Source organism: Wolbachia endosymbiont (group B) of Sphaerophoria taeniata, from assembly GCF_947179355.1.
In the GTDB taxonomy this organism is placed as follows: Bacteria; Pseudomonadota; Alphaproteobacteria; order Rickettsiales; family Anaplasmataceae; genus Wolbachia.
This window is the reverse complement of the sequence record NZ_CAMXAW010000003.1, coordinates 273,471-299,886: the sequence shown is the minus strand read 5'-3', so window position 1 is coordinate 299,886 and position 26,416 is coordinate 273,471. Positions and strand designations below refer to the sequence as shown.

General features: G+C 35.0%; 19 protein-coding genes and 1 tRNA gene. 16 read left to right on the top strand and 4 right to left on the bottom strand.

The window, feature by feature from the left end; translation table 11 throughout:
* The first annotated feature begins 64 nt into the window (after window positions 1–64).
* From putA to uvrC, 12 genes are all read left to right on the top strand, one after another.
* Window positions 65–3,205, top strand: coding sequence for a bifunctional proline dehydrogenase/L-glutamate gamma-semialdehyde dehydrogenase PutA (putA, locus tag ONG75_RS05330; RefSeq protein ID WP_264375954.1), 3,141 nt, complete (start codon window positions 65–67; stop codon window positions 3,203–3,205).
* A 166-nt stretch (window positions 3,206–3,371) separates the two neighbouring features.
* Window positions 3,372–4,013, top strand: coding sequence for a protocatechuate 3,4-dioxygenase (locus ONG75_RS05325; protein ID WP_064085711.1), 642 nt, complete (start codon window positions 3,372–3,374; stop codon window positions 4,011–4,013).
* 96 nt (window positions 4,014–4,109) lie between these two features.
* A complete protein-coding gene (locus ONG75_RS05320) occupies window positions 4,110–5,606 on the top strand; it encodes a leucyl aminopeptidase (protein WP_264376176.1) in 1,497 nt (498 codons plus the stop codon).
* Window positions 5,607–5,863: 257 nt separating this feature from the next.
* The gene (locus ONG75_RS05315) at window positions 5,864–6,076 is read left to right on the top strand and encodes a hypothetical protein (protein WP_006279675.1); all 213 of its coding nucleotides are present in this window, start codon (window positions 5,864–5,866) and stop codon (window positions 6,074–6,076) included.
* 5 nt (window positions 6,077–6,081) lie between these two features.
* Window positions 6,082–8,130 (top strand): NADH-quinone oxidoreductase subunit NuoG, encoded by a 2,049-nt coding sequence (gene nuoG / locus ONG75_RS05310; protein ID WP_264375953.1) that lies wholly within the window; start codon window positions 6,082–6,084, stop codon window positions 8,128–8,130.
* Window positions 8,131–8,298: 168 nt separating this feature from the next.
* Window positions 8,299–8,421: a hypothetical protein gene (locus ONG75_RS05305; protein WP_264375952.1), complete on the top strand. Its 123-nt coding sequence runs from the start codon at window positions 8,299–8,301 to the stop codon at window positions 8,419–8,421.
* A gap of 125 nt (window positions 8,422–8,546) precedes the next feature.
* Window positions 8,547–9,572 (top strand): NADH-quinone oxidoreductase subunit NuoH, encoded by a 1,026-nt coding sequence (gene nuoH / locus ONG75_RS05300; RefSeq protein ID WP_264336835.1) that lies wholly within the window; start codon window positions 8,547–8,549, stop codon window positions 9,570–9,572.
* On the top strand, window positions 9,565–10,563 hold the full coding sequence (hemB, locus tag ONG75_RS05295) for a porphobilinogen synthase (RefSeq protein ID WP_264375951.1): 999 nt from the start codon (window positions 9,565–9,567) through the stop codon (window positions 10,561–10,563). The genes nuoH and hemB overlap by 8 nt, the downstream gene beginning before the upstream one ends.
* Before the next feature lie 661 nt (window positions 10,564–11,224).
* Entirely contained in the window at window positions 11,225–11,983 is a 759-nt protein-coding gene (locus ONG75_RS05290; protein ID WP_264375950.1) for a phosphatidylglycerophosphatase, read from the top strand.
* Window positions 11,984–12,027: 44 nt separating this feature from the next.
* A complete protein-coding gene (locus ONG75_RS05285; RefSeq protein WP_264374578.1) occupies window positions 12,028–12,867 on the top strand; it encodes a glycine--tRNA ligase subunit alpha in 840 nt (279 codons plus the stop codon).
* Window positions 12,868–12,870: 3 nt separating this feature from the next.
* Entirely contained in the window at window positions 12,871–14,979 is a 2,109-nt protein-coding gene (gene glyS, locus ONG75_RS05280; protein WP_264375949.1) for a glycine--tRNA ligase subunit beta, read from the top strand.
* Window positions 14,963–16,780 carry an excinuclease ABC subunit UvrC gene (gene uvrC / locus ONG75_RS05275; protein ID WP_264375948.1) on the top strand — a complete coding sequence of 606 codons (1,818 nt, stop codon included), beginning with the start codon at window positions 14,963–14,965 and terminating at the stop codon, window positions 16,778–16,780. Before glyS ends, uvrC begins: the two co-directional genes overlap by 17 nt.
* An 11-nt stretch (window positions 16,781–16,791) precedes the next feature.
* On the opposite strand, the gene ONG75_RS05270 is transcribed toward uvrC, so the two are convergent.
* Complete coding sequence (locus ONG75_RS05270; RefSeq protein ID WP_264374581.1) at window positions 16,792–17,283, bottom strand: Smr/MutS family protein; 492 nt, start codon at window positions 17,281–17,283, stop codon at window positions 16,792–16,794.
* Window positions 17,284–17,375: 92 nt separating this feature from the next.
* Between ONG75_RS05270 and rlmB the strand changes: the two genes are divergently transcribed.
* Complete coding sequence (gene rlmB / locus ONG75_RS05265; protein WP_264375947.1) at window positions 17,376–18,143, top strand: 23S rRNA (guanosine(2251)-2'-O)-methyltransferase RlmB; 768 nt, start codon at window positions 17,376–17,378, stop codon at window positions 18,141–18,143.
* Between the two features lie 309 nt (window positions 18,144–18,452).
* On the opposite strand, the gene ONG75_RS05260 is transcribed toward rlmB, so the two are convergent.
* On the bottom strand, window positions 18,453–20,249 hold the full coding sequence (locus tag ONG75_RS05260; RefSeq protein WP_264375946.1) for a hypothetical protein: 1,797 nt from the start codon (window positions 20,247–20,249) through the stop codon (window positions 18,453–18,455).
* A gap of 299 nt (window positions 20,250–20,548) precedes the next feature.
* On the bottom strand, window positions 20,549–22,033 hold the full coding sequence (locus ONG75_RS05255; protein ID WP_264375945.1) for a hypothetical protein: 1,485 nt from the start codon (window positions 22,031–22,033) through the stop codon (window positions 20,549–20,551).
* 159 nt (window positions 22,034–22,192) lie between these two features.
* Here ONG75_RS05255 and ONG75_RS05250 point away from each other — a divergent pair.
* Window positions 22,193–22,985, top strand: a protein-coding gene (locus ONG75_RS05250) for an IS5 family transposase (RefSeq protein WP_264375461.1) whose coding sequence is annotated in 2 segments (ribosomal slippage) — window positions 22,193–22,456 and window positions 22,458–22,985 — 792 coding nt in all. Because the reading frame shifts where the segments join, the coding sequence is not laid out codon by codon here.
* Here the strand turns inward: ONG75_RS05250 and ONG75_RS05245 are convergent.
* On the bottom strand, window positions 22,980–24,920 hold the full coding sequence (locus tag ONG75_RS05245; RefSeq protein WP_264375944.1) for a hypothetical protein: 1,941 nt from the start codon (window positions 24,918–24,920) through the stop codon (window positions 22,980–22,982). The genes ONG75_RS05250 and ONG75_RS05245 overlap by 6 nt on opposite strands.
* 480 nt (window positions 24,921–25,400) lie before the next feature.
* Here ONG75_RS05245 and ONG75_RS05240 point away from each other — a divergent pair.
* Window positions 25,401–25,473: transfer RNA gene (locus tag ONG75_RS05240), tRNA-Val, on the top strand.
* A gap of 28 nt (window positions 25,474–25,501) precedes the next feature.
* Window positions 25,502–26,398, top strand: coding sequence for a cation diffusion facilitator family transporter (locus ONG75_RS05235; protein WP_250120286.1), 897 nt, complete (start codon window positions 25,502–25,504; stop codon window positions 26,396–26,398).
* Window positions 26,399–26,416: the final 18 nt, after the last annotated feature.

The following is a 26,416-nucleotide window of genomic DNA, read 5'->3' as shown; positions in this document are numbered from 1 at the left end:
TGTTCTATGCGAAGTTATGATATAATTTTACCTTACATATAGTAAAGGTGTTTTATAGATAATTATGATTAGCTCTATACAAGAACCTAATGAACTCAGAAAACGTTTACAAGGATTTTATCGTACTGATGAAAAAAGCTGTGTACGTTATCTTGTAGAAAAAGTAGAACTTTCGGTTGATTCGAAAAACAGAATTTACAATATTGCAAAACAAGTTATTGAAAAAATCAAACACAATAAATTAAGTATTGTAGATTCCTTTATGCAGCAATATTCGCTTTCCAATGATGAAGGAATAGCATTGATGTGCCTTGCTGAATCGCTACTTAGAATACCAGATGATTACACAATAGACGAATTGATCAAAGATAAAATTACCAACCAAGAATGGAATAAACACTTGGGGCGTTCCTCTTCATTGTTTGTTAATGCTTCCACATGGAGCTTGATGATAGGTAGCAGTATATTGAGAGATAATGAAGGCGATTCGAAGTTCTATTACGCAATTTCTAAGTTACTTAAGAATTTAGGAGAACCGATCATTCGCAAAGCAGTAAAACAAGCAATGTCTATGCTTGCTAATCATTTTGTTGTTGGAGAAACCATAGAAGAAGCTTTAAGATATGCAAAACTAGATGACAATAGTAAGTTTTTATACTCTTTTGATATGCTTGGCGAAGCTGCTCACACAGCTGAAGATGCAGAAGAGTGTTTTGATTCATACATGCACTCAATAAAAGCTATAGGTGCAACTACTGAAGTGAATGATTGTTTTAAATCCCATGGAATTTCAATAAAACTTTCTGCTTTGCACCCACGTTATGAATTTGGTCAATTTGACCGAATTGCTGGTGAGATATTTACTAGGGTTTTAGAGCTCTGTCGTGAAGCAAAAAAATACAACATTTCACTATGCATAGATGCAGAAGAATCAGAAAGACTTGAGATGTCATTAGTTTTATTCGAGCAACTGCGTCTTGATGAGTCACTTTCTCAGTGGGGAGGGCTTGGCTTGGCTGTACAAGCATATCAAAAACGTGCTTTATCTGTGCTTGATTTTGTTGAGGATGTTGCTATCCGATCAAAGCATAAAATTATGGTGAGGCTTGTGAAAGGTGCATATTGGGACTCAGAAATCAAGTGTGCACAAGAGCTAGGGTTAAGTGGTTATTCAATATTTACAAGAAAAAGCTATACTGATGTATGCTACCTTGCGTGTGCACAGAAGCTTTTAAGCAAAGTAAATCACTTTTACCCATGCTTTGGAACTCATAATGCCTATACTTTTGCTACTATAATAGAGCTTGCTGACAAAGATCATCCTGGATTTGAGTTTCAGCGTTTACACGGAATGGGTGAGGATTTATATGATTATGCAATGTCAGAACTTGCAACAAGCATCAGCTGTCGTATATATGCACCAGTTGGTAAACGTAGTGATTTATTACCATATCTTGTTAAGCGTCTTCTTGAAAATGGAGCTAATAGTTCGTTCGTCAATCAAATAAATGATCCTAACGTTAAAATTGAAGAATTAGTCTCGGATCCATTAGAAAAAGCTAAAAGTTTAGAATATGAACCTCATCAAAACATTCCATTGCCACAAGATATTTTTGGAGAGGAAAGAAAAAACTCCTTGGGGATGGATATTAGTGATTCAATTACAGTTTCGCAATTTGCAAATGATATAAAAAAATTTAGTGAAAAGAAATGGCAAGTTGGGCCAATAATTGATGGAAAGGCACTACTTGATAGTGCTGAATTTATCGAAGTAGTGAATCCTGCACATTTGGAAAATGTAATTGGAGAAGTGTCAAGTACAACAAGCGCTCAGGCTTTAAATGCTCTTGAAATAGCACATAGTGCTTTTACTAAGTGGCAGAATATTTCAGCAGAAGAGCGCGCTAAATGCCTTGAAAAAGCTGCAGATTTGCTTGAGGAAAGGATGAAAGAGTTGGTTTACATTCTCATCTTGGAAGCAGGAAAAATTTTATCCGATGCAATAGCAGAAGTAAGAGAGGCAATCGACTTTTTGCGCTATTATGCAATGATAGCAAAAAACGAACTGAATGACTGGAAAAAATTGCCAGGTCCAACAGGTGAAGATAACTTCATCTTTTTTGAGGGCAGAGGAGTTTTCTTATGCATATCACCGTGGAATTTTCCACTTGCTATCTTCATTGGGCAGGTTTCAGCTGCACTTGTAGCAGGTAATGCAGTGCTGGCAAAACCGGCAGAGCAAACGCCGATTATTGCCTATGAAGCCGTTAAGATACTACACGAAGCTGGAATACCAAAAAATGTATTACATCTTGTTCCAGGAGATGGTCGATATTTAGGTAAAATATTAGTGCCAGATAATAGAATTTCCGGTGTAGCTTTTACCGGCTCAACACAGACCGCTCAAATAATTAATAGAATGCTTGCCAGCAGAGATGGTCCTATTGTGCCACTTATCGCTGAAACTGGTGGATTAAATGCTATGATTGTTGATAGTTCTGCTCTTTTAGAGCAGGTAACTAAGGATGTTTTAATTTCTGCATTTCGCAGTGGCGGTCAACGTTGTTCTGCTCTCAGAGTGCTATTTATTCAAGAAGATATAGCAGAAAAACAGATAAAAATGATATGCAATGCAGCTCAAGAACTAAAGATAGGTGACCCAATACAACTGAGCACAGATATTGGTCCAATAATTGACAAAGCATCTATTGATATGCTCACTAAACATACGGAAAAAATATCAAGGGATGAAGATTCAAACCTTTTGTCCAAGGTACCCATGGATACAAATTCTTATAATGGTTATTTCTTTCCTCCGTACATTTATGAGATACAAAAAATTTCGCAATTAAAGCAAGAAGTGTTTGGGCCTATTTTACATATCATACGTTTTAATAAGTCGCAGTTAAATGAAGTTATAAGTGATATAAACAATACAGGATATGGACTTACGTTTTCTTTGCAAAGCCGTGTACAAAGTAAGATCGATTTAATAAGCAAGAAAATATCAGTTGGAAATGTATACATCAATCGCAATCAAATAGGTGCAGCAGTTGGAATGCAACCATTTGGCGGTAGAGGACTGTCAGGTACCGGACCAAAAGCTGGTGGTCCTAATTATCTGCAACGTTTTTCTATAGAAAAGGTTGTAAGTGTCAACACTACAGCATGTGGCGGTAACATTACACTTGCGTGTTTGGATTGATTTGCAATTTCTAAATTGGAAGTCCGTGCAGTTGTGTATGCAGTACTAAAACCTAAAACTCATACACTGAAAGGATAGTTGTGATTCTAAGGAGGATTCAAAGAAAGTCTTGTCTTTAATAAAAGAAAAAGGTTGCTATAATTCTGATAAAAGCACTATAAACAAAATGAATGTAAAAAATATCTTATTAGCGTTTTTAGTACAATTTATATTCGATTTGTCATTATTTGCGGCTGATCCTATTTTGCTTAATTGTATTGAAACTCCAGGGATTTATGATCTTGAAACAAGGCCAAAAAGCTTTAACTCTTCAAATAATTTAAGAAGAAAACCTGGCTCTCCAAATAATGCAGCAGGAGAATTAATAAATGTAGTGGGTAGAGTTACTGATGTAAATTGCTTACCGATACAAAATGCTGTGGTTTCTATATGGCACGCAGACTCACTTGGCATGAGCTATTATGATGAAAATGTGGAGCTTGATCCAAATTTTGCTGGATCAGGAAGATTTGTAGTAAATAACCTTGGCTATTATAATTTTATTACAATAGTACCAGGTAAAATTGGTGATAGGGCTCCACACATCAACTTTTTGGTCCAACATCCAGATTTTCCAGAATTCACAACACAAATGTTTTTTGCTGATCATAATTGCGATAACTGTGATGATCTTCTTCTTGGTAATCTTATTGAGAGTGGACTTGCAAGCCTTCTGATAGCACCATTTACTTATAACAATCAGGCCATGAAGACCTACACATTTAATATAACCCTAGGTGGGCATAACAAATTTTCTGATAAAAGATAAAGCCCTTGCATATCAGGGGAGTTCATAGTAGTCTTAAGCGCTATTGTACTTAAAATGTATATGAAAAATATCTTACTAATGTTTTTACTATGTTTTATGTGCAGCTTACAATTATTTGCAACGGAGATGTCAACGATGAAGATAACAATTTCTAAAGCTTTACCCGATTTTGAGACGCTAGTGGTAGGTTTGTTTGAGGGTGATAAGCTCATAACTAATGTTCTACAAGATAAGCAAGCTATAGATAACATCAAGAAATTTAGTGGTTTTAATGGAGGTTTTGGTGAATTTTTCTCCGTTACTTCATCAGAGGGAAAAAATATTATAGTTGCTGGTCTTGGAATGAGAGATGAATGGGATGAAAGCAAAGGATTAAATATTGGTGGTAAAATATATTGTGAGCTAAGCAGATTAAGAATCAAGCGAGCAGCTATTTCAATCGAGGGCAGTACAGCAAATGTTGCATATGGAGCATTTCTGCGCAGTTTCAAGTTTAATAAGTATAAAACTAAAAAGGATGAAAAAATTACAGAAGTAGAGGAAATTACATTATTAGTAAAAGATGAACAGTTAAGTAGCATTGAAAAATCATTTGAGCGTTTAAAACACGAAGGTGAAGGTATCTTTCTTGCACGTGCTTTTACTACTGAGCCACCTAATATTTTATATCCAGAGTCTTACGCTAATCGTATAAAAGCTGAACTTACTAAACTTGGTCTTGAGGTTGAAGTGCTTGATAAAAAGCAAATGGAAGAGAAAAAAATGGGAGCCCTGCTTGGAGTAGCACAAGGAAGTAGTAAAGAGCCAAAGTTAGTGGTGATAAAATGGAATGGGGCTTCTCAAGAACAAAAACCAATAGCTTTTATAGGCAAGGGTATAACGTTTGACACTGGTGGAGTGTCACTTAAACCCTCACGCGGTATGGAGTCAATGAAATATGACATGGCAGGTTCTGCTACTGTAGTTGGAGTGATGCATACTCTAGCTGGGCGAAAAGCAAAAGTAAATGCAATTGGTGTGGTTGCACTTGCAGAAAATGCAGTGGATGGTAATGCTCAAAGACCGAGCGATGTAGTCACTTCAATGTCTGGACAAACAATAGAAATATTAAATACCGATGCAGAGGGAAGACTAATACTTGCGGATGCTTTATGGTATACACAAGATAGATTTGCACCGAAATTTATGATCGACCTTGCAACTTTAACTGGTGCTATAGTGGTTGCACTGGGAAGTAATGAATATGCTGGTCTTTTTTCAAATAACGATGAATTAGCGAATCATCTGATTGATGCAGGAAATGAAGTAAATGAGAAATTATGGCGCTTTCCTATGAATGAAACTTATAACAAAATTATTGATTCGCCGATTGCTGATGTGCAAAATATAGCTCCTGCAGGTTCTGGTGGAGATAGTATAATGGCTGCACAGTTTCTACAGCGTTTTGTAAACGACACTTGTTGGGCACATTTAGACATTGCAGGCACTGCTTGGCACGAAAAAGGCACTGATATTTCTCCAAGAGGGGCAGTAGGTTTCGGTGTAAGGTTGCTAAATAAGTTGGTTGAGAAGTACTATGAGATTAATAATTAAGGATCTTTGTATTGAGTTTATAGCTTAATTTACGGCTACATGAATGTCTATTTATAAGACGTAGAAAATGATATCATCAAAGTAACTTACATTTTCTTTTTTGGGGATTCTAAAGTTACACACTTGAGCAGCATCAAGAGAAAGTATTTTGTTCAAATGATGATTGTAATGATGGACTATTAAAACTTTAAAGCTATTTGGTATTGACGGTATATACTTAAGTGTTAGAATAAAATAGGAAGTTTTTAGGAGTTTATATGGCAGCAGGCGGAAAAGCGAAAACAGCTAGTAAAAATAACCCTACTCAGCGTAAGAAAGCAGAACAAAAAATGTATAAGGATAAACCGGTAAAGCCGGTTAGATATATAGACCGTGATTCACGTATGAACTATATGTCTGCTCAATACGATAACGGCAATCTAGTTGAAGATGAGGTAAGCGGCAATCCTATAAAGTGGGAAGCTGTATAGTAGTTGTGGTTAAAGTTACTATTAATTCTAAGGAATGTGAAGTAGAGCATGGGCTCACTATAATTCAAGCTTGTGAAGTTGTGGGCGTTGAAGTTCCGCGGTTTTGTTATCATGAGCGTTTAGCAATTGCTGGTAACTGCAGAATGTGTTTGGTTGAAGTTGAGGGTGGCCCTCCAAAACCAGTAGCTTCTTGTGCAATGCCAGTTGCAGAGGGTATGGTTATTCACACGGATACTCCCAAGGTAAAAAAGGCGCGTGAAGGTGTGCTTGAGTTTTTGCTAATAAACCACCCGCTTGATTGCCCAATTTGCGATCAAGGTGGTGAATGCGATTTGCAAGATATCACGATGGCTTATGGTAAAGGAATCAGCAGACTTGATGAATATAAGAGGGCTGTGCCAAAAAAACATTTTGGTCCGCTGATTGAAACTGCAATGAACAGGTGTATTCATTGCACTCGGTGTGTTAGATTTTTGTCTGATGTTGCAGGTACAAATGAACTTGGAGGAATTGGAAGGGGAGAAAATATAGAGATTAGTACTTACATAAAAAGGCATATTAGCTCTGAATTATCTGGGAATATTATAGATCTTTGCCCGGTGGGAGCTTTAACTTCAAAGCCCTATTCTTTTACAGCACGTCCATGGGAGCTATCACATTGTGAAACTATAGATGTGCTAGATGCTGTGGGAAGTAATATTAGAGTTGATTGTCGTGGTCCTGAAGTTATGCGAATATTGCCAAGACTCAATGAAGAAGTGAACGAAGAATGGATATCAGACAAAACTCGTTTTGCTTACGATGGACTCAAAGTACAACGCCTCGATCGACCTTATATAAAAAAAGAGGGCAAATTAATTCCAGTTGATTGGAATGAAGCATTGGCTTTTGCTGCAAAGAAACTAAAGAGTACGAAATCAAACAAAATAGCTGCAATTGCAGGTGATTTAGCAGATTGTGAGTCTATGCTTCTACTCAAAGAAGTGATGCAGAAGCTTGGTTCGGGGAATATAGACTGCAGGCAAGATGGTGCAAATCTTATATCAAGTAATCGTGGATCTTATGTGTTCAATACCACTATTCAGGGTATAGAAAGTGCAGATTTATGCTTGCTAATCAATACGAATCCAAGGATAGAAGCACCAATAATTAACGCAAGATTGAGAAAGAGATATTTACAAGGTAATTTCACTATTGCAAATATTGGTCCTAATCTTGAATATCTATATAATGTTGAAAGATTAGGTGATGGTCCAAACGTTCTAAAAGAAATAGAAGAGGGAAATCACAAATTCTGCGAGTTACTGAGTGCGGCTCAGAACCCTATGCTAATTATCGGTCAAGATGCATTAATAAGAGATGATTCTGAATCAGTTTTAGCTCTAGCTGGCAAAATTGCAGAAAAATTTAACATGATCAGAGATGACTGGAATGGCTTTAACGTACTGCATAAGGCTGCAGCAAGGGTTGGTGGACTCGATATTGGATTTGTTCCTAGCAAAGGTGGAAAAGACATTAATCAGATGCTAAAACAGGCAGAAAGTGGCGAGGTGGAAGTTGTTTATCTTCTTGGTGCAGATGAAATTGATACATCAAAATTAGAAAATACATTTGTAATTTATCAAGGCCACCATGGTGATAGGGGAGCGCATATAGCAGATGTCATTCTACCTGGAGCTGCATACACAGAAAAATATGCAACTTATGTAAATACTGAAGGGCGAGTACAGAGAACAAATTTAGCTGTTTTTCCTCCTGGTGAAGCAAAGGAAGATTGGTTGATTATTAAAAATTTATCCCAATATTTGAGCCTTTCCTTGTTATATGATAGTTTATTTGATGTGAGAAAAAAATTAGATACTATCGGTCCACAGTTTAGAAGTGTTGATCAAGTGGTAAAAAATACATGGGTACCAATCAGCAATGGTAAAATAAATTTAAGTAATACGCCTTTTACTTTAAAGGAGTGTAATTTTTATATGACAGACTCAATAGGTCGCGCTTCAAAAATAATGTCAGATTGTACTAAGGATTTTTATGAACACTCTACTTAATATTTTATTTATTCTAACACCATTATTACTAATAACTCTGGTATATTTTCAACGAAAATTAAACTCTATATTTTTGTGTAAAGAACAAAATACATTAGAAAAACAGTTCGTTTATAAGCTAGTTGATTTTATCAATGATATTATTGCACTATTTACGGAAGGATATGTATGGATGGCAATAACATTTATTATAGTTACCGAGGGAAGAGGGAATTATTTGCCTCTCACAATGATCTTAATTATGATGTCACTAGTGTCATTCATATGCATATCATTTTACTATTCTATTAAGCTAAATGCTGTACAGAAAAGTGTTGTCCTATTGATTTCAATAGGGACATTGTCTTTTGTGTCTAGAGCATTTGCTGTATTTTTTATTGCCACAATTATGAACTATTTTTTTGATTTAGGGTTGCATGTACTTGATATTTGATATTCTTTTTCTTCTTATTCCACTTTTGCTTTCAGTAGCATATTTAGTATATTTTGAGCGCAAAGTTATTGGTGCAATTCAACTGAGACATGGTCCAAGTGTAGTAGGGCCATTTGGTTTATTGCAGCCGTTTGCAGATGCTATCAAATTGATAATTAAAGAGCCGATAATACCATTTAGAGCAAACACAATACTGTTTATTATGGCTCCAATGATCACCTTTATTTTAGCATTAATTTCCTGGGCAGTTATACCATTTGGAGCTGAAATAACTACAGAAAATGGACAGCAGGTAATAATCCCTAAGGTAATAGCAAATATTAATGTTGGAGTGCTTTATGTGCTAGCTATATCCTCTTTGGGAATATATGGCATTATTATTGCAGGCTGGTCTAGTAATTCTAATTACGCATTTCTTGGCGCTATAAGGTCAGCTGCTCAAATGATTTCATATGAAGTTTCAATAGGTCTAATAGTTGCTACAGTTGTTATTACAACTGGCACATTAAATCTTGGAGAGATGGTGGTAGCGAAACATAATATGCCATTTTGGATTGATTTATTACTAATGCCTATAGGAATGATATTTTTTATTTCTTTGCTTGCCGAAACTAATCGTCACCCATTTGACTTACCAGAAGCTGAAGCAGAGCTCGTCTCTGGGTATAACGTCGAGTATTCATCAATGCCTTTTGCTCTCTTTTTCTTGGGAGAATATGCAAATATGATTTTAGCAAGCGCTATGATGACAATATTCTTTCTAGGAGGGTGGTATCCTCCATTAGAGCTTAGTTTGCTGTATAAAATTCCTAGTTTAATCTGGTTTGTTTTGAAGATAGTTGTACTTTTGTTTATATTTGTTTGGATTAGAGCTACAATACCTCGTTATCGTTATGATCAATTAATGCGTCTTGGTTGGAAAGTATTTTTGCCAATATCGGTACTTTGGGTTATACTCATTTCAGGAGTGTTGCTTTTTACTGGGAATTTGCCTGGATCCAATGTTTAATTTCCCAAATACAAGGTTAAGGCGTAGGCGCTCAGGCAAGTGGATTCGCAATTTAACAAGTGAAAGCACTTTATCAGTAAATGATTTGATTTTTCCCTTATTTGTTCATGACGGAGAAGAAACAATTGAGCCAATTTCTGGCTTACCTGATATCAAATGTTATTCAATAGATGGATTAATTTCTATAATTCAGAAAGCTAAGGACTCGGGGATTAATGCTGTTGCAATTTTTCCTGTAGTTGATAGTAAACTAAAATCTGAAAACGCCGAGGAAGCGTACAATCCTGACAATTTAATCTGTAAAGCAATTTGTGCTGTAAAATCAAATGTACCGGATATTGGCATTATTGCAGACATTGCACTAGACCCATACACTACTCACGGTCATGATGGCATTTTAAAAAGCAGTAGGATAGATGTAGAAAATGACGAGACTGTGTCAGCATTATGTAAGCAAGCACTTGTTTTAGCAAAAGCAGGATGCGATATAGTTGCTCCTTCTGATATGATGGATGGCAGGATAGGAAAAATAAGAAAAACATTGGATGATAATAACTTTCAGAATGTGTCAATATTGTCCTATGCAGTAAAGTACTGTTCTAGCTTCTATGCGCCGTTCAGGCAAGTTGTCGGTTCGTGCGCATCATCAAATTTCATCGACAAAAGTGGTTATCAAATGGATTATCGAAATGCACGCGAAGCAATCTGCGAAATTGAAATGGATATAAATGAAGGTGCAGATTTTATTATGATAAAGCCGGGTATGCCATACTTAGATATAATAAAAACAGCAAGTGACAAGTTCAATTTTCCGATTTTTGCTTACCAAGTAAGCGGTGAATACGCAATGATAAAAGCTGCAGCAAATAATGGCTGGCTGGATTATAACAGAGTGATTTATGAGTCCTTAATTGGTTTTAAACGTGCAGGTGCAAGTGCAATATTTACCTATGCTGCACTTGATGTTGCAAAAAATTTGGTATCTACTTAGCAGTGTGGAACATCTAAGTAGGTAGCTGGCCGAAGTGACTTGACAAACCTTCCCACTTTCCTTATCATATCAATAAAAGTATTTATCCTTGTTTTTAATCTCTGCAGATTTAACAACAAAAATTCAGTAAAAAACTCAGGTATTTATTGGCAAATTACATAAAATTATAGCGGCTGCATGTCTTTTTTATTTTTTCTACGTTCAGCCAAATCGCGCTTGTTAGCACATTATTACAACGCCAATTTAAATTATAAAACTCGCTATAAGGGGGTTCTTTTGCCTTTTTTTATTTAGTAAATTTTTTAATATTTTGAATTAGCTATACATACTGACATCATATCACAGTGCGTGACACTGTGATCCAGAAAAACTAACCGCAAATTGAATCATAATAAAGACTAGATTCCAGCGTCATGAGCTGGAATGACATCAACTTTTGAATTCCAGTTATGCAAGAGATCTAATGACGCAAAGGGGCTACTTGAATGACAGGAAAAGGAGCACTGGGATAGAGGCACTAATATGAAGAAAGAAGGGATAACGGTTATTGGTAAATTTAGATCGTTTTTAACTATTTGCCTTTTTTCTATGCAAGAAGTGTATTGATAAGTCCATTACAATTCAGTATTGTGAAAAATATAAGTCAAGTGTTAGTTAGGACATGGGGATTTTTTTTCAATTTTTGGGTAAGGTGCTAGGCAAGGTTTTTCCTGCCAAAATAGTAAGCTCTTTTTTAGGAGTAGGATATTTACCGGGTTGGCAGCATTATTGGTCTTCTTTTCTAATATTATTTATTACCGACATTATATTAATGCTTACATACGGAGGTGATTTTATACTATATAAAATGCCGAATTCAGGCATAGTTGTAGCTGCTATTTTTACCAAGCTAGCAATAGTTATGTTAGTGCTGCAATTAGTTGGCATATCTATTTTTCATACTCAAGATCCTTCAGCCAGCAGTGATGAGAATATAGTAATACAAATAGCATCAGGACAGGTGATGACTGTTGCGTTTTCGATGCCGGCAATAATGTCAATTTATTATATTGTAAGTAAATTCTATTTAAGTATATGCAAGGCAATACTTAAATGTCCATTTTGGTTTAATGATCTTATGCATTTGTTCTTTTTCTTTATAATACCTTATTTATTTTTTAATATTGTAGAAGTAATAAAACCATGGCCGATAAGTACGATACAGCTTAGTTATAACAATGCAATATCAATCACATTTGAAGGGATTTTTCATGTGTTTTATGCAGTGATTTTATTGTACTTGACTGCATTTATATTCTGCGATCTGACTATGCATGATGCGATTGTTTTAAACAAAAGCATATTTGAGTATGTAAAAGAAAGTTCAATAGCCTTGAGTGACTATTTTCATGGCACTATTAAAAAAATAAGTATAGAATAGTACTTATTTGCTTATGTATTCAGTTTAAAAGATATACAGTTTGCGTGAATCTACAGGATATAATAAAGGGATTACAAGATTTTTGGGCAGATGAAGGGTGTACTATACTTCATCCATATACGTCTGAAGTTGGAGCTGGAACACTACATCCCGCAACAATCATGTCAGCGATTGACGAAAAATCAACAAAAATTGCGTATCTACAACCAGTAATCAGACCTGCAGACGGACGCTATGGCGACAACCCTAATCGTTTATATCAGCATCATCAATACCAAGTTATAATAAAACCATCTGGCAGCAATTTGCAAGATATTTACTTAAATAGCTTAAAAGCTCTTGGTGTATCGACAAAAGAATATGATATTAAGTTTATTGAAGATGATTGGGAAAACCCAAGTGTTGGCGCATCCGGTCTTGGTTGGGAGGTTACATGCAACGGAATGGAAGTAACACAACTTACTTATATACAGCAAGTGGGAGGTATTGACTGCAGAATAATTCCTGGTGAAGTAGCATATGGGTTAGAGCGTTTAGCAATGTGCATACAGGGTGTAGATAATGTTTACGACATAATGTGGAACGGTAGCGGTGCAACTTATGGAGATATTTTTAAACAAAGAGAGCGAGAGTTTTCTTACCTGGCACTTGATTATTATGATACTAAAGTAGTACAACAGCAGTTTGAGGATACAGAAAAACTGTGTAAATTCCTTGTTGAAAAAGAATTGCCGATAGCAGCTTATGACCAATGTATTAAAACGAGCCATCTACTTAATCTACTTGATGCAAGAGGTGTGCTTGGTGTGAATGAACGTACAGCCTATATTGGTAGAGTGAGAGAGTTAACAAAAAAATGCTGTGAATTATATAGAGCAAAGTAGAATATGTTGTCACAATTATTGTTTGAATGTCTTTCAGAAGAAATTCCATCAAGAATGCAGAATTCATCTGCAGCTCAGGTTAAGAGCTATATCACTAATGCTTTTAGTAAAAATAATGTGAAATTTGCATCTATAGAAGTTTATGTGACTGCACGTCGCATTGCTCTTTTTATTGATGGCATAAGTGCTTTAGAGCTAAAAGATTCTAACAATGAAATTAAAGGACCAAGAGTTAATGCACCGAAAAGTGCTATCGAAGGTTTTTTGAGAAAAAACCGGAAAGGTGAAGAAGATTTACTCATTCGCAAAGTAAACGATGAAGATTTTTACTTCATTAAGAGAGAAAGCTGCTTATTTAACATCAACGGGTTTCTCAAAAATCAACTGGAGGAAATGCTAAAAAACTTTTCTTGGCCAAAGAGTATGAGATGGAGTGAAAGAAAAGAGAGATGGGTTAGGCCAATTAAAAATATTCTATGTATTTTAAATGACGAAATAATACCTATATCTTTTGCAGGGGTTACAGCATGCAACGTGACGTATGGTCATAGGTTTCTTTCAGGTGATGTAGTACTTACTGTTAAAACACCCAAAGACTATTTTGAATTGTTAGAAAAAAATAATGTCATTCTCCAGTTGGACAAAAGAAAGCAATTTATACTAGATCAGATTAATAAGTTTACAAAAGAGGAGAACTTACAACTTGAAAAAAATGATTATTTACTTAATGAATTGGCAGGGCTTATAGAGTGGCCAATAGTATTATTTGGTAAAGTAAAATCATCAGAATTACCGAAGAAAGTAATACTTAGTATAATTAATACGCAGCAAAAGTATCTTGCTTTAAGTGATGGACAGAAAATATCACATTTTGTTACTGTTGTAAATGTTAACAACAATGAAGTTGTCAAAGGCCATGAAAGAATATTAGAAGCACGTCTTGCTGATGCCCAGTTTTTGATATCTCAAGACAAGAAGGAAAACCTAGATTACTATGTCAAAAAATTGAGCTCTATTTCATTTCATGCTTCGCTCGGTAGCGTAGAAGAAAAAGTGAAGCGTATTATCGCTCTTTCAAAGTATGTAGCGATATTTATTCCACATGCTTCATTAATTAAAGTTGAACGTGCTGCATATTTAGCAAAGGCAGATCTTGCAACGTTGATAGTGAAAGAATTTCCGGGATTGCAAGGAGTAATGAGTGGATACTACGCTTCTTATTTTCAAGAGGATAAAGAAGTAGTGGAAGCTATAACTGAGCACTATAAGCCAATTGGATCGGACCAAGAATGCCCTAAATCTCCTACTGCGATTGCTGTAGCTATTGCAGACAAAATGGATAGTTTGGTTGGCTTAATTGCAGCAGGTGAGAAAATCTCTGGTTCTTATGATCAGTTTGGTTTGCGGAGAATGACAATTGGTATAATTAGAACAATACTTGAAAATAATTTGCATATTCCAATTAGATTGCTGATAGATAAGTCAGTATCTTTATGTTCAAGGCTTCTATTGAATAAAAATATAACTCCAGTTGATAAGCCAAGTGAAAAACAAATTTTAGAACTAGTATTTAAATTCTGCTTAGAAAGGTTCAAGATTATTTTAAAAAATAGAAATATAAGGCAAGATGTTGTAGATTCAATACTATATAAAGTCGATATTAATGATCTGCTGAAAGCGGAAAAGCAAACTGTGATATTGGATCGTTATCTTAGTACAAAAGAAGGTGAACAGGTTCTAAGCACTTATAAAAGAGCCAGTAACATGATGAGCAAAGTGAGAAAAAGTGATGGCACTACTTATAATGCATCTTACAGTAAGAAGTTTTTGATTGAAGATGAGGAGATTGCGCTATCAAATTGTGCTATAGCTGCTTGTAAAAACATCAAACAAGCGATAGAAAATAACGACTTTAATACAGCGCTTGATGAACTTGCTCGTTTTGCTCCGTTTATCAATCAATTTATGGACAGTGTAAAGATTAACTGTGATTCTAATGAGCTTAGAATAAACAGGTTATCTTTGCTTGCAAATGTTGTTTCTACCTTTCATTTAGTAGCAGAGTTTAACCTTATACAGGTTAAACAATTGATAAATGCTCAGGCAATATAAGGAACAAATCAAATCATCTCCACAATCCTGTGGCGTTTATAAGATGGTTGGAGATAAGAGTAAGGTTTTATACATTGGTAAAGCAAAAAACTTGAAGTCGAGATTATCCGACTACCTTCAATTCGAAAACCTTTCTGAACGAATCAGAGTAATGATCTTACAGGTTATTAAGGTTGAAATATTCATCACTGAGAATGAAATCGAAGCATTGCTTCTTGAAGCACAGTTAATAAAATCGTTAAAACCATCTTATAATATTTTGCTTAGGGATGGAAAATCTTATCCTTATATAACAATTTCTAAGCATGATTATCCAAGAATAGCGAAATATAGAGGTAAGTTTAAGAAGAATGAGTTTCATTACTACGGCCCTTTTCCATCTGCCGCTGCTGTTAAGAACACTATATTATCATTGCAAAAAGCTTTTCTCTTAAGAGTATGTTCAGATCAATATTTCTCTTCAACAAAAAGACCATGTCTTGAGTATCAAGTTAAGCGCTGTTCAGCACCATGCGTAGATAAAATTACAAAAGATGATTACTGCAAATCAGTAAAACAAGCACAAGATACTCTGCTAGGAAGGAATAAAGAAGTGCAAAGACAGCTATTTTCTACAATGGAAAAGTGCAGTAGGGAGATGAACTACGAGCTTGCTGCTGTCTATAGAGATCGATTGAAATTTCTTCAGCAGATTCAAATGCAGCCAATGGATTTTTCTTTTGAAGAAGATGCAGATTTCTTTAGCGTTGTACGTGAGGCAGACTTAGCATGCATTGGTGTACTATCTTTCAGAGATAAAGGTAACTATGGAAGCATTCCTTACTTCATTGAGAATTGTAGTGATCATTCAAATGATGAAATTTTATCCACCTTTTTGGTCAATTTGTATAATCCAGTTAACACACCACCAGCGCAAATTTACGTTCCATATTCTATTGTGGATAAGGAAATTATAGAACAAGCACTGTATGCTCTTACTCAAAAATCAATAAAAGTTTTGCATGCGAAAAATAGTAAAGAACGTGATTTGTTGAATTTTATTTACAATAATTCTCAGCATAGCCTAGAGCAGAAGCTTACTGATTATAGAAATAACCTAGAAAAGCTCGAAGAGCTTAGCAAGATCTTCTCGTTACCAAATATTCCAAAGCGTATCGAGGTTTATGATAATAGCCATATATCTGGAAATCAACAAGTTGGTGTGATGATTGTTGCAGGGCAGGAAGGTTTTTTAAAAAGTGAATACAAAAAATTTACTATAAAAGAAGAAATTTCAGGTGATGACTATAAAATGATGAGAGAAGTGCTGACTAGACGTTTCTCTGGCAATATAAAAGATATAATCCCTGATTTTTTACTGATTGATGGCGGTCCAGGACATGTTTCCATAGTGCAGAATGTATTGGAAATATTGAATATAAAAGTTCCTTTTGCTTGTATGGCGAAAGGTCATGATCGTAATGCAGGAAATGAAAGATTTTATGTGCCGGACAGAGAAGAATTTACTCTAGCAAGTGACAGCAAGGTCATGCTTTATTTACAATTGCTGCGTAATGAAGCTCACCGTTTTGCGATAACTTCGCATAGAAAAAAACGCGATAAACAGTTTTTTGCTTCACAATTAAGTAAAATATCTGGTGTTGGCAGTAAAAGAAAGAAGGCACTCATGTCTCATTTTGGTTCGGTAGAAAACATAAGCAAAGCTTCTCTAGCTGAAATTCAAAACGTACCTGGAATTAGTAAAGGTTTAGCAGAAATCATTCTTCAACACGTGAATTCTAAGAAAGGTACTCCTAAATAGGTACTCTAAAATTAACCTTTATTTCTTCTTAATAAGACATAAAAAGCTCCTTTGCCACCATGTTTTTTTATGGCTTGCTGATAGTATAAGATCATATTTCGAACTTTTGTGTCATTCAACCACTTATTTAAGCTATTCTTTATAGTGTCTATTTTATCTGTACTATTACCATGCCCCGTAATTACCAATAAGCACCTATTCCTTGCTTGATAATTTTTGATAATAAAATCTATCAATTTACAATAAGCATTATCTATACTATAGCCATGCAAATCGAGTTTATCGCTTATAAAATATTTGCCTCTATCGATCTTTAATTTTGTATTGTAGTCAAGACAAAATGATGAATCACCATTATCAGTATTAAGAAAATTTTCTTGTAAGCCAGAGATACCTTTATCAATCATAGATTTTATATTTACTTTGTGATCAACTTTCAAAGTAACTTTTCCACATTCTATTGGCTTAACATTTTTTTGCCAATCTAACTCATCATCTGACATAAATTCATTAATTGAACTGCATAATTTTACAACAATATATAAACACAGTAAAATATTGCTTACTCTATAAAAATCTGATTTTTAATAATGAGATGAAATCATCAAAAGCTAATGAAAACTGTTGGATATATGGAAAGCACACTTGTATTTCAGCATTAAGAAACAAAAATAGGCGGTGTATAGAACTGTTAGTAACAGAAAATTTCTACAGAGAATTTGAGAAAGAAATTAAACAATGTGCAGATAGTAAGGGCATTAAAGCTCGACTGGTAGAGAACAAAATGTTCAATGATGTTTTACCCAAAGGTGTAAATCACCAAGGAATTGCTTTAAAAGTTACTCCTATTTTTCACAGCTTAAATATTGAAGAAATAGCTGAAAGATCAGGTGAAAACTCTACTATAGTCATTTTAGATCAAATTACTGATACACACAATATAGGTTCGATTTTAAGAACCTCAGCTTGTTTCAACATTGATGCATTGGTTTTACCGTATCACCATTCACCAAGCGAAAATGCATCTATCGCAAAAGCAGCAAGTGGAGCACTGGATATTGTCCCTCTAATATACGTTACAAACATAGTAAAGACGATGGAGTCTTTAAAAAAGATAGGCTACTGGTGTTATGGGTTTGATTGCAATGCCAAGGAAAATATAGATGAAATAAAGAACTTTGGGGAAAAAAGAGTAATTGTTTTTGGTTCTGAAGAGAAAGGAATGCGGAGACTAGTTAAAGAAAGTTGTGATTATCTTTTAAAAATCCCAATGTCAAACGTAATTGATAGTCTAAATGTTTCAAACGCAGCAGCAATAGGACTATATTCCATCTACATTAAAACAAAAATCACTGCAAATTAGTTGCAATGAAAAATATACTTCTTGCCTGTTATCAAGACCGTTGGAATCTAGAAAAAAGAATGCCATTTTAGCTTCACATGCACAGCTGGAAGATGTCATCCCAGTGCGTGACACTGGGATCCAGTTAAATTTGCGAGTATAAAAGTAATGTTAAAATATAACGTTTCTTATGATGATGGGAAAATGGATGCCAGTGTCTGGGCACTGGCATGACATCTTCCTACAGAATAATGTTTGTACAGCTGTGTATCACATGCTGTAATGACAACAGTAAATGACATAGCGAGATATCATCTACTGGCACTTACATTACCAATCCCAAGAAAGTGGTGCACTTGAATCTGTTGGAATTTCGAAAGATGGCTGTGACACTATCTCTTTTATCTCATTTCTAAGCCATTCACTACCTTCTTGCCCAGCATCCTTGATAGCTTGCTTGAAACTGCTCTCTAGTACAGCTTTAGCAGCTGCAGCTGCCTCAGGAGCACCATTTAGAGTTTTTGCTATTGTAGTTAACTTAATTAACTCATCGTTTAAGTTATCAGGCATCTTATCAGTCTTAGTTTGTATTGCAGTAACCTTATTTCCTAAATTAGCAGCACTTGTAGCATCTTTTATAGCAGCAACATCAGCAGTAAAGGTATCTGTAATCTTATCAGTCTTAGTTTGTATTGCAGTAACCTTGTCTCCTAAATTAGCAGCATTTGTAGCAGTTTCTATAGCAGTTACTTTAGCTGTTAAGTCAGCTGGAATAGTATCAGTTTTAGCCTTTATAGCAATGACATCAGCTCCTAAGGTATCTGTAATCTTATCAGTCTTAGTTTGTATTGCAGTAACCTTGTCTCCTAAATTAGCAGCATTTGTAGCAGTTTCTATAGAAGTTACTTTAGCTGTTAAGTCAGCTGGAATAGTATCAGTTTTAGCCTTTATAGCAGTGACATCAGCTCCTAAGGTATCTGTAATCTTATCAGTTTTAGTTTGTATTGCAGTAACCTTGTCTCCTAAATTAGCAGCATTTGTAGCAGTTTCTATAGAAGTTACTTTAGCTGTTAAGTCAGCTGGAATAGTATCAGTTTTAGCCTTTATAGCAGTGACATCAGCTCCTAAGGTATCTGTAATCTTATCAGTTTTAGTTTGTATTGCAGTAACCTTGTCTCCTAAATTAGCAGCATTTGTAGCAGTTTCTATAGAAGTTACTTTAGCTGTTAAGTCAGCTGGAATAGTATCAGTTTTAGCCTTTATAGCAGTGACATCAGCTCCTAAGGTATCTGTAATCTTATCAGTTTTAGTTTGTATTGCAGTAACCTTGTCTCCTAAATTAGCAGCATTTGTAGCAGTTTCTATAGAAGTTACTTTAGCTGTTAAGTCAGCTGGAATAGTATCAGTTTTAGCCTTTATAGCAGTGACATCAGCTCCTAAGGTATCTGTAATCTTATCAGTCTTAGTTTGTATTGCAGTAACCTTGTCTCCTAAATTAGCAGCATTTGTAGCAGTTTCTATAGCAGTTACTTTAGCTGTTAAGTCAGCTGGAATAGTATCAGTTTTAGCCTTTATAGCAGTGACATCAGCTCCTAAGGTATCTGTAATCTTATCAGTCTTAGTTTGTATTGCAGTAACCTTGTCTCCTAAATTAGCAGCATTTGTAGCAGTTTCTATAGAAGTTACTTTAGCTGTTAAGTCAGCTGGAATAGTATCAGTTTTAGCCTTTATAGCAGTGACATCAGCTCCTAAGGTATCTGTAATCTTATCAGTTTTAGCCTTTATTCCTGATATCAGATCTGTTCCGACTTGAGTTTTTATGGTAACTAAGTCAGCGCTTAAGTCAGCTGGAATAGAATCAGTCTTAGTTTTTATTGCACCTACGTTAGTTCCAATACCTAATAATGTAGCAATTGCACCTCCAGTCATGAAGTTTGTTGCTGTAGCACTGTAATCTATTTCAGCAGCACCATTAGGTTCATACCTAAAAGTGTTGAAAACACTAGTATTATCTACACCAAAGGTATACTTATTACCTGTATTATCTTCATAAATTATAGTTTTAACACCAGCTAAATCTGTTGCATCAGTTTGTCTATCTACTTTTTTAAAACTTAAACTAGCCATATCACTTTCCGTTAATTATAAAAACCATAATGTGCATGAAAATAATATAAATTCCGTAAATACTAGATTTTGTATAAGATTTCCTTGAAGCTTTTCGCTTCAGAATTCTTCTCTTGTGATCTAAGTATGTAGCAGACGATGTCATCCTAGTAGCCCCTTTGGTGTTATTCCAGTGCTTGACACTGGAATCCATTTTTCCATCATAAGAAACGTTGATTACTTTTATACTAGCAAATTTAACTGGATGCCAGTGTCTGGGCATTGGAATAACAAAAAGAGGGCAGGGCCCTCCTTGTATATTAGATATAGGCTGAGTTATGATCGTGATAAACGTGATCGCTTGCGCAGTCGAACATTTTCACAAAACTATTCTCTAGATAGAGATTATATTCATGATGTTGATCTAATAACTCAAAGTTATCTTGTGTTTCTAAGCTGAAGTGACTTGAATCTGATAGCAATTCGTAATTTGGATTATCTATTTTACTAATGCTGCTTATTACTTTGCCATTACCATTTGATATAGCCAAACTATAACTATCACCATCCTTCATTATTTTGATGGATACCTTATCTTCAGGTAACACTATAAGCTTTTTCGTGTCACTATCGTGAATTAGAAATTTGCCATCTTTAAAGTAATACTTGTCTTCCGGCAAAGCACCAATCTTATAATCCGATGTATGCAGTTTGTTCCAAAAATCTAACACAGATTGCTTATCTGCTCCTTCTGCTCTATTATACAAGGCTTTCACATCATTATAATCTATGATTACATTTGCCTTATGCTTTCCTTCTACATCTCTATCATAGCTCTTTTCTATTTTCAAGATTGTGTCTTTCAACACTACCTGCTCTTTCTCCTCCACTGAAGCTGACCTTTTTGCCCTTGTTGGAATTTGTGGTTGATCAGACTGTATTTCACTATTGTCGTTTGATACAGTTCTCTCTTCAGCAACAACATTAGTAGTACTATGAACTTCTGTCTTAGTTTCACTTACTTGCCCTTTTGGACTTTCGGTTTGTTTCTCTTTTGTGAATATTCTCTGATAGTCCGTGTAGCCTCTGTTAGTATCGCCGATATCGCCACTGCCTTGATCAAAAGTTATTTTTTTGCTTCCATTTCCCATATTCTCAATTTCAACTTGAGGAGAAACAGATGCGAGGAAATCATTATAGCTGTAGTTATAATCAGCAGAAAAGAATATTTGCCCTTTGAAGTTATGGAAGTTATTAGATAACATTCCTATTTCTTCATCAGTATCACCATCAAATAGTTTTACTTTAGTGAAATATCTTTGATTGTTGATTCTCACTATTTCACCACTCGAGTTTCTTTGTATCTGATAATCATTTGGATCATGTTTAATGGTAAAAAGTTTACCAGGGGCATATTTTTCTAAGTTTATAAGGCCCACATTTATATGTTTATGAGAATAATCTCTCTTTTCATATTCATGTGCAAATACTGGATCAATATATTTGTATTCGTCTGGTATGCTACTGTATTCTCTTCCTTCAGAATCAGATGGTGCTAATTTATATTGTCCATCTTTTTCCACCAATTTTAGGTGAGTAACATTGCCTGGCAATTGAAACCTTACGTTTTTTCCATGATCATGAATGAACAAGTTACTTTCATTTATAACTTCACCTCTTTCATTTTTCATCTCTTCAGTGATATAGAAGCCCATATTTTTGAATGCATGTAGATTTTCGCCTCCTTGCTTTACAACCGCTTCGTATACATCGTCGTCTGTTCTATCAGTCCCTTTATCATCCAATAATGTTCCTTTTTCTACGATTACACCGCTTTCTCTTTGCTCATCAGAATATTGAGCATGCTTTGAATCCTGATGATTTAGAATTTTGGTCCCTCTAAGAACCTGTACGTGATCTCAAAAAAGGGATAGAATGAGAGGATAAAGTATATAAAGTAGGATATGCGAAATTTATATCCAAGTGATATAAGTCGAGAAAAGTTTGAGATTATTGTAGCAGATCTGGAGTCTTGCAGGAAGAGAACAAAGCCGAGAACACTTGATTTATATGATGTATTTTGTGGAGTATTATACGTCCTAAAAAGTGGATGCCAGTGGAGAATGTTACCAAAAGAGTTTCCAAAATGGCGGAATTGTTACGACTATTTTAAGAAGTGGAGTGAAAAAGCAGATGCAAATAAAGAAAGTGTTCTGGAGCTGGTATTAAAAAAAAATAGTTGGCGTAGTTCGACAAAACAATGGTCGGAAAGAAAAAACCAGCTTCTGCATAATTGATGCACAAAGCGTAAAAAATGCAGATACTGCTGAAGAAAAAGGCTATGATGCTGGTAAAAAGATTTCAGGAATAAAACGCCATATTGCAGTTGATACTCAAGGTCTACCACACGCAATTTATATCACAACAGCAGAAATAACTGACCGTAGCAGTGCTGTAAAAATGATCAAAAATGCAAGAGAAAACCTCTCTGAAGTCCAAAATATACTAGTTGATGCGGGTTATACGGGAGAAAAATTTGCAACTCAAATAAAAGATATTATTGGAGCAACTGTTGAAGTGATAAAGCGCAGCGAATTACACATCTTTGCTGTATTGCCGAAAAGATGGGTTGTTGAGAGATCTTTTGCTTGGTTGGAAAAATGTAGGCGATTGTGGAAAAATTGCGAGCGGAAACTCAATACTAGCCTGCAAATGGTTGTTCTAGCCTTTACTGCTTTACTCCTCAAAAGATTATGAACAGGCTCTAAGAAGCAGAGAATCTAAATCTTTTTGAATGTGTCCAGTGCTAGGATGCAACAATTCATTTTCATGTAAATGTGCTTCATCAAAGTATTCATCACGTTCAACTGTTCTGCCATCTATCAGAGAAGCTTTATAATGACCATTTTCTTTTGTAATAGCCATATAAGCACCACCGTCATATTGAGTATTCAAGTTGTGCAATATGTCCTCAAAAACAAAAGTTTCTTTAGTTTGACCTTCAACTTGCTTAAAAAAGCCCGATTCGCTCGACAACTCTCCAAGCTTTGTATTCCCATCATATATAGATAGTGCACCCATATCTCCGTGACCAAGAGCTTTGATAGAGAAAACTTTACCTTCTTGTAGATTAATATGAGCACCTCTGATTAGGTTTGGATCGATATTAACCATCTCTTCTAACATCTTTTCTACGTCAATGTTCTGAGTTTCTTTTACTTGTTTCAAGCCAGCGTTTATGGTTTTATCAAGCAAATCATCTTTCAGTTGTGTATATTTGTCCTGTGTAGCATTATATAATCTCTTATCTTCATTATGATAATTAGTGCTGGCTGAATTGCATTTTTCTACAAATTTCTCATAAGAGATCTCTCCTCTTTTGTATTGCTCGTATGCATCATGACGCTGTGTTTCTTCCTGTTCACGCAGGCTTTTCAACACATCATTATATTTTATATCCTTCTGCTTATCTAAGTCTTCTTTCCCATCATAGTAAGATTTTCTAAGATCTTCACCATGTTTTGATAATATCCTCAAAGCTTGCATTTTATACTCTTGACTGTTTTGATATTCATTACCTTGTTGATCAGAGTAAGTCAGCTTAACCTGCCCATCAGTAGTTTTTACTGCCTTTAAGAAATGATATTCCTTTGATATATCGAGGGTATCATTTGTTGCCCTATTAACAGCACGAGCATAATCGTAAAATGACACATGCTCTACAGCAGAGAAACTTCCAACGTTTTCTCCATCTATTTTTTCTATATTTGCTTTATAATACGATACATCTTTAATTTCTCCACCCACTATTTCTTGACCAGTTGCTATAAAATCTCCTTTTGTAACTTGCAAAGCGTTGAGATGTTCCATTGCAGTTTCTGTATCATTCTCAGCAAGCCAACTTTTGAAGTCAGCATCATGTCCTTTTATGTCTTTCAAGAAACTTTTTGATTCATCTGAGTTACCTTGACGTAAAGCATCTAGGTAGTCTCTTAATAAACTAGGATCTTTTTCCTGTAAGTACATTATCAACGCATGACCAGTTTTATACACTAAACTGTTTTCTTCACCATTGGCTGAGTATTGTAAATTTAAAATTCCACCTAGATCCAAATTTGCGGCTTCAGTTTTATCAATGCTTGACCCTTGAGCATTGAACTTGTGATCTGAATGATGTTCAAAGTAATCTGCAATTCCCTCCATTAATACTGTAGGTAGAGATTTTCCTCCTGTAGCCAAGTAAGTTAAACCATGTGCAAATTCATGCTGAAGGTTATGAACGCCACCTTGCTGATAGACATACATCTCAGCAAAAATATCAGCTTCTCCTTTGTAGTAACATTTACCACCTTCATCTCCAAGGTAAGAACCAAAACGTTCGCTTCCACCAAGGTGAGTGTAATCAGCCTTATCATCAAACACATAAATTTTGAATGTTTGTTCTGAGCTACCAGGCTCCAGCTTAAATGCATCTTTAAAATTAGTAGCTGTTTCTCTTATCTCACTTTCAATGTGAGCAACTTTACTTGCTCTTAAATTATGAGAATAAACTTCTACTTTAATATTTAAATCTTTAACTTCTATGATATGCTTGTTGTTAAAATATTCATCTTTAGATATATTTTTATTTACTTGTCGATTGATTGTCATTACTTTAACCCCTAGTTTATTAGTCTTTACAATATCAAGCATAAAGTGACTCATCTGAAAAAAACGTAAATTCTCATATTAGTATAATTTATATCTTAATAAAAAAGTATAGATAGTTAACTCAATATGAAAAATCGAGAATATAGCTAAAATTCCATAGCTGTTAATAAGTAGCGGAATTATAATTAAGAAATTTACTGAGTAGAAAAAAAGGTAAAAAAATCCTTTAGTAGCGAGTTTTATAATGTAAATTGGCGTTGTAATAATGTGCTAACAAGCGCGATTTGGCTGAATGTAGAAAAAATAAAAAAAGCCGCTATAATTTTTATGTAATTTGCCAATAAATATCTGAGTTTTTTACTGAATTTTTGTTGTTGAACCCGCGAGGATCAAAAATAAGGATAAGTACTCTTATTGGTATGATAAGGAAAGTGGGAAGGTTTGTCAAGGAGTTTCATTCAGCAAGAAGTCTAAAAGCAAATTGACTTTCATTTCACTGAAGCACTATACTAAGGTTAAGATGGGTAATTAGCTCAGTTGGTAGAGCACTTGCTTGACGTGCAAGGGGTCGCTGGTTCGAGCCCAGTGTTACCCACGTTTTTTTGCTCATAAAAAGATTTTATATGACAGCAGTGCACAATGGCAAACACTCAATAGCAGAGTCCAAGCGCTTAATTTATTCCATAATAATAGTTGCAATAACAATGCTTATGGAGATAGTAGGTGGAGTAATTTCACACTCGCTTGCTCTGTTATCAGATGCAGGGCATATGCTCACTGATCTTTTTGCCTTGATTTTAAGCTGGGTAGCGCACAAATTTTCAGCTAAGAAATCTGATTTACAGAGGTCATATGGGTATCACAGATTGCAGATAATTGCAGCATTTGTTAATGGTTTAACTCTATTTTTCATTGCAGCAGTCATTATCATTGAATCAATAAAGAGATTCATTTGTCCGGTCAATGTTGAATGGAAAGTAATGCTAATAATTGCCACACTTGGCCTGATCTCTAACATTATAGTCTTTTTTATATTACATAGTAAATGCGAAAGTAATATAAACATAAAAAGTGCTGTATTGCATGTTATCGGAGATATTTTAGGTTCTGTAGCTGCTATACTTGCATCCATAATTATCATGTTTACCGGATGGCAAATAGTGGACCCTATTTTGTCAGTATTTGTCAGTGTAATAATCTTAAACAGTGGCTATAAAATTCTCAAGAATTCTTGCCATATACTCCTTGAAGGTACACCTGAGAGTGTATCTGCTGAGGAGATAAAAAGTGAGATTGTATCTAAGTTACCTGAAGTGATAGATGTGCATCATATACATGCATGGTCACTATCTGATAATTATTTTATACTTACTATGCATGCCAAGATAAAGCAAAATGGACAACACACTAATATTTTGTATGAGATAAAAAAAATACTATTAAATAGGTTCGAAATTGCGCACTCTACAGTTGAAATTGAATACGATGAGTGCGTAGACAGTAAAATACTTAAGCATTGACATCTATAGGCTATTTGT

Bases quoted from the DNA above. Each gene is read 5' to 3' on its own strand.
- putA (WP_264375954.1), top strand. From the start codon at position 65: ATGATTAGCTCTATACAAGAACCTAATGAACTCAGAAAACGTTTACAA.
- ONG75_RS05325 (WP_064085711.1), top strand. From the start codon at position 3,372: ATGAATGTAAAAAATATCTTATTAGCGTTTTTAGTACAATTTATATTC.
- ONG75_RS05320 (WP_264376176.1), top strand. From the start codon at position 4,110: ATGTGCAGCTTACAATTATTTGCAACGGAGATGTCAACGATGAAGATA.
- ONG75_RS05315 (WP_006279675.1), top strand. From the start codon at position 5,864: ATGGCAGCAGGCGGAAAAGCGAAAACAGCTAGTAAAAATAACCCTACT.
- ONG75_RS05305 (WP_264375952.1), top strand. From the start codon at position 8,299: ATGGATGGCAATAACATTTATTATAGTTACCGAGGGAAGAGGGAATTA.
- nuoH (WP_264336835.1), top strand. From the start codon at position 8,547: ATGTACTTGATATTTGATATTCTTTTTCTTCTTATTCCACTTTTGCTT.
- hemB (WP_264375951.1), top strand. From the start codon at position 9,565: ATGTTTAATTTCCCAAATACAAGGTTAAGGCGTAGGCGCTCAGGCAAG.
- ONG75_RS05290 (WP_264375950.1), top strand. From the start codon at position 11,225: ATGGGGATTTTTTTTCAATTTTTGGGTAAGGTGCTAGGCAAGGTTTTT.
- glyS (WP_264375949.1), top strand. From the start codon at position 12,871: ATGTTGTCACAATTATTGTTTGAATGTCTTTCAGAAGAAATTCCATCA.
- uvrC (WP_264375948.1), top strand. From the start codon at position 14,963: ATGCTCAGGCAATATAAGGAACAAATCAAATCATCTCCACAATCCTGT.
- ONG75_RS05270 (WP_264374581.1), bottom strand. From the start codon at position 17,283: ATGTCAGATGATGAGTTAGATTGGCAAAAAAATGTTAAGCCAATAGAA.
- rlmB (WP_264375947.1), top strand. From the start codon at position 17,376: ATGAAATCATCAAAAGCTAATGAAAACTGTTGGATATATGGAAAGCAC.
- ONG75_RS05260 (WP_264375946.1), bottom strand. From the start codon at position 20,249: ATGGCTAGTTTAAGTTTTAAAAAAGTAGATAGACAAACTGATGCAACA.
- ONG75_RS05245 (WP_264375944.1), bottom strand. From the start codon at position 24,920: ATGCTTGATATTGTAAAGACTAATAAACTAGGGGTTAAAGTAATGACA.
- ONG75_RS05235 (WP_250120286.1), top strand. From the start codon at position 25,502: ATGACAGCAGTGCACAATGGCAAACACTCAATAGCAGAGTCCAAGCGC.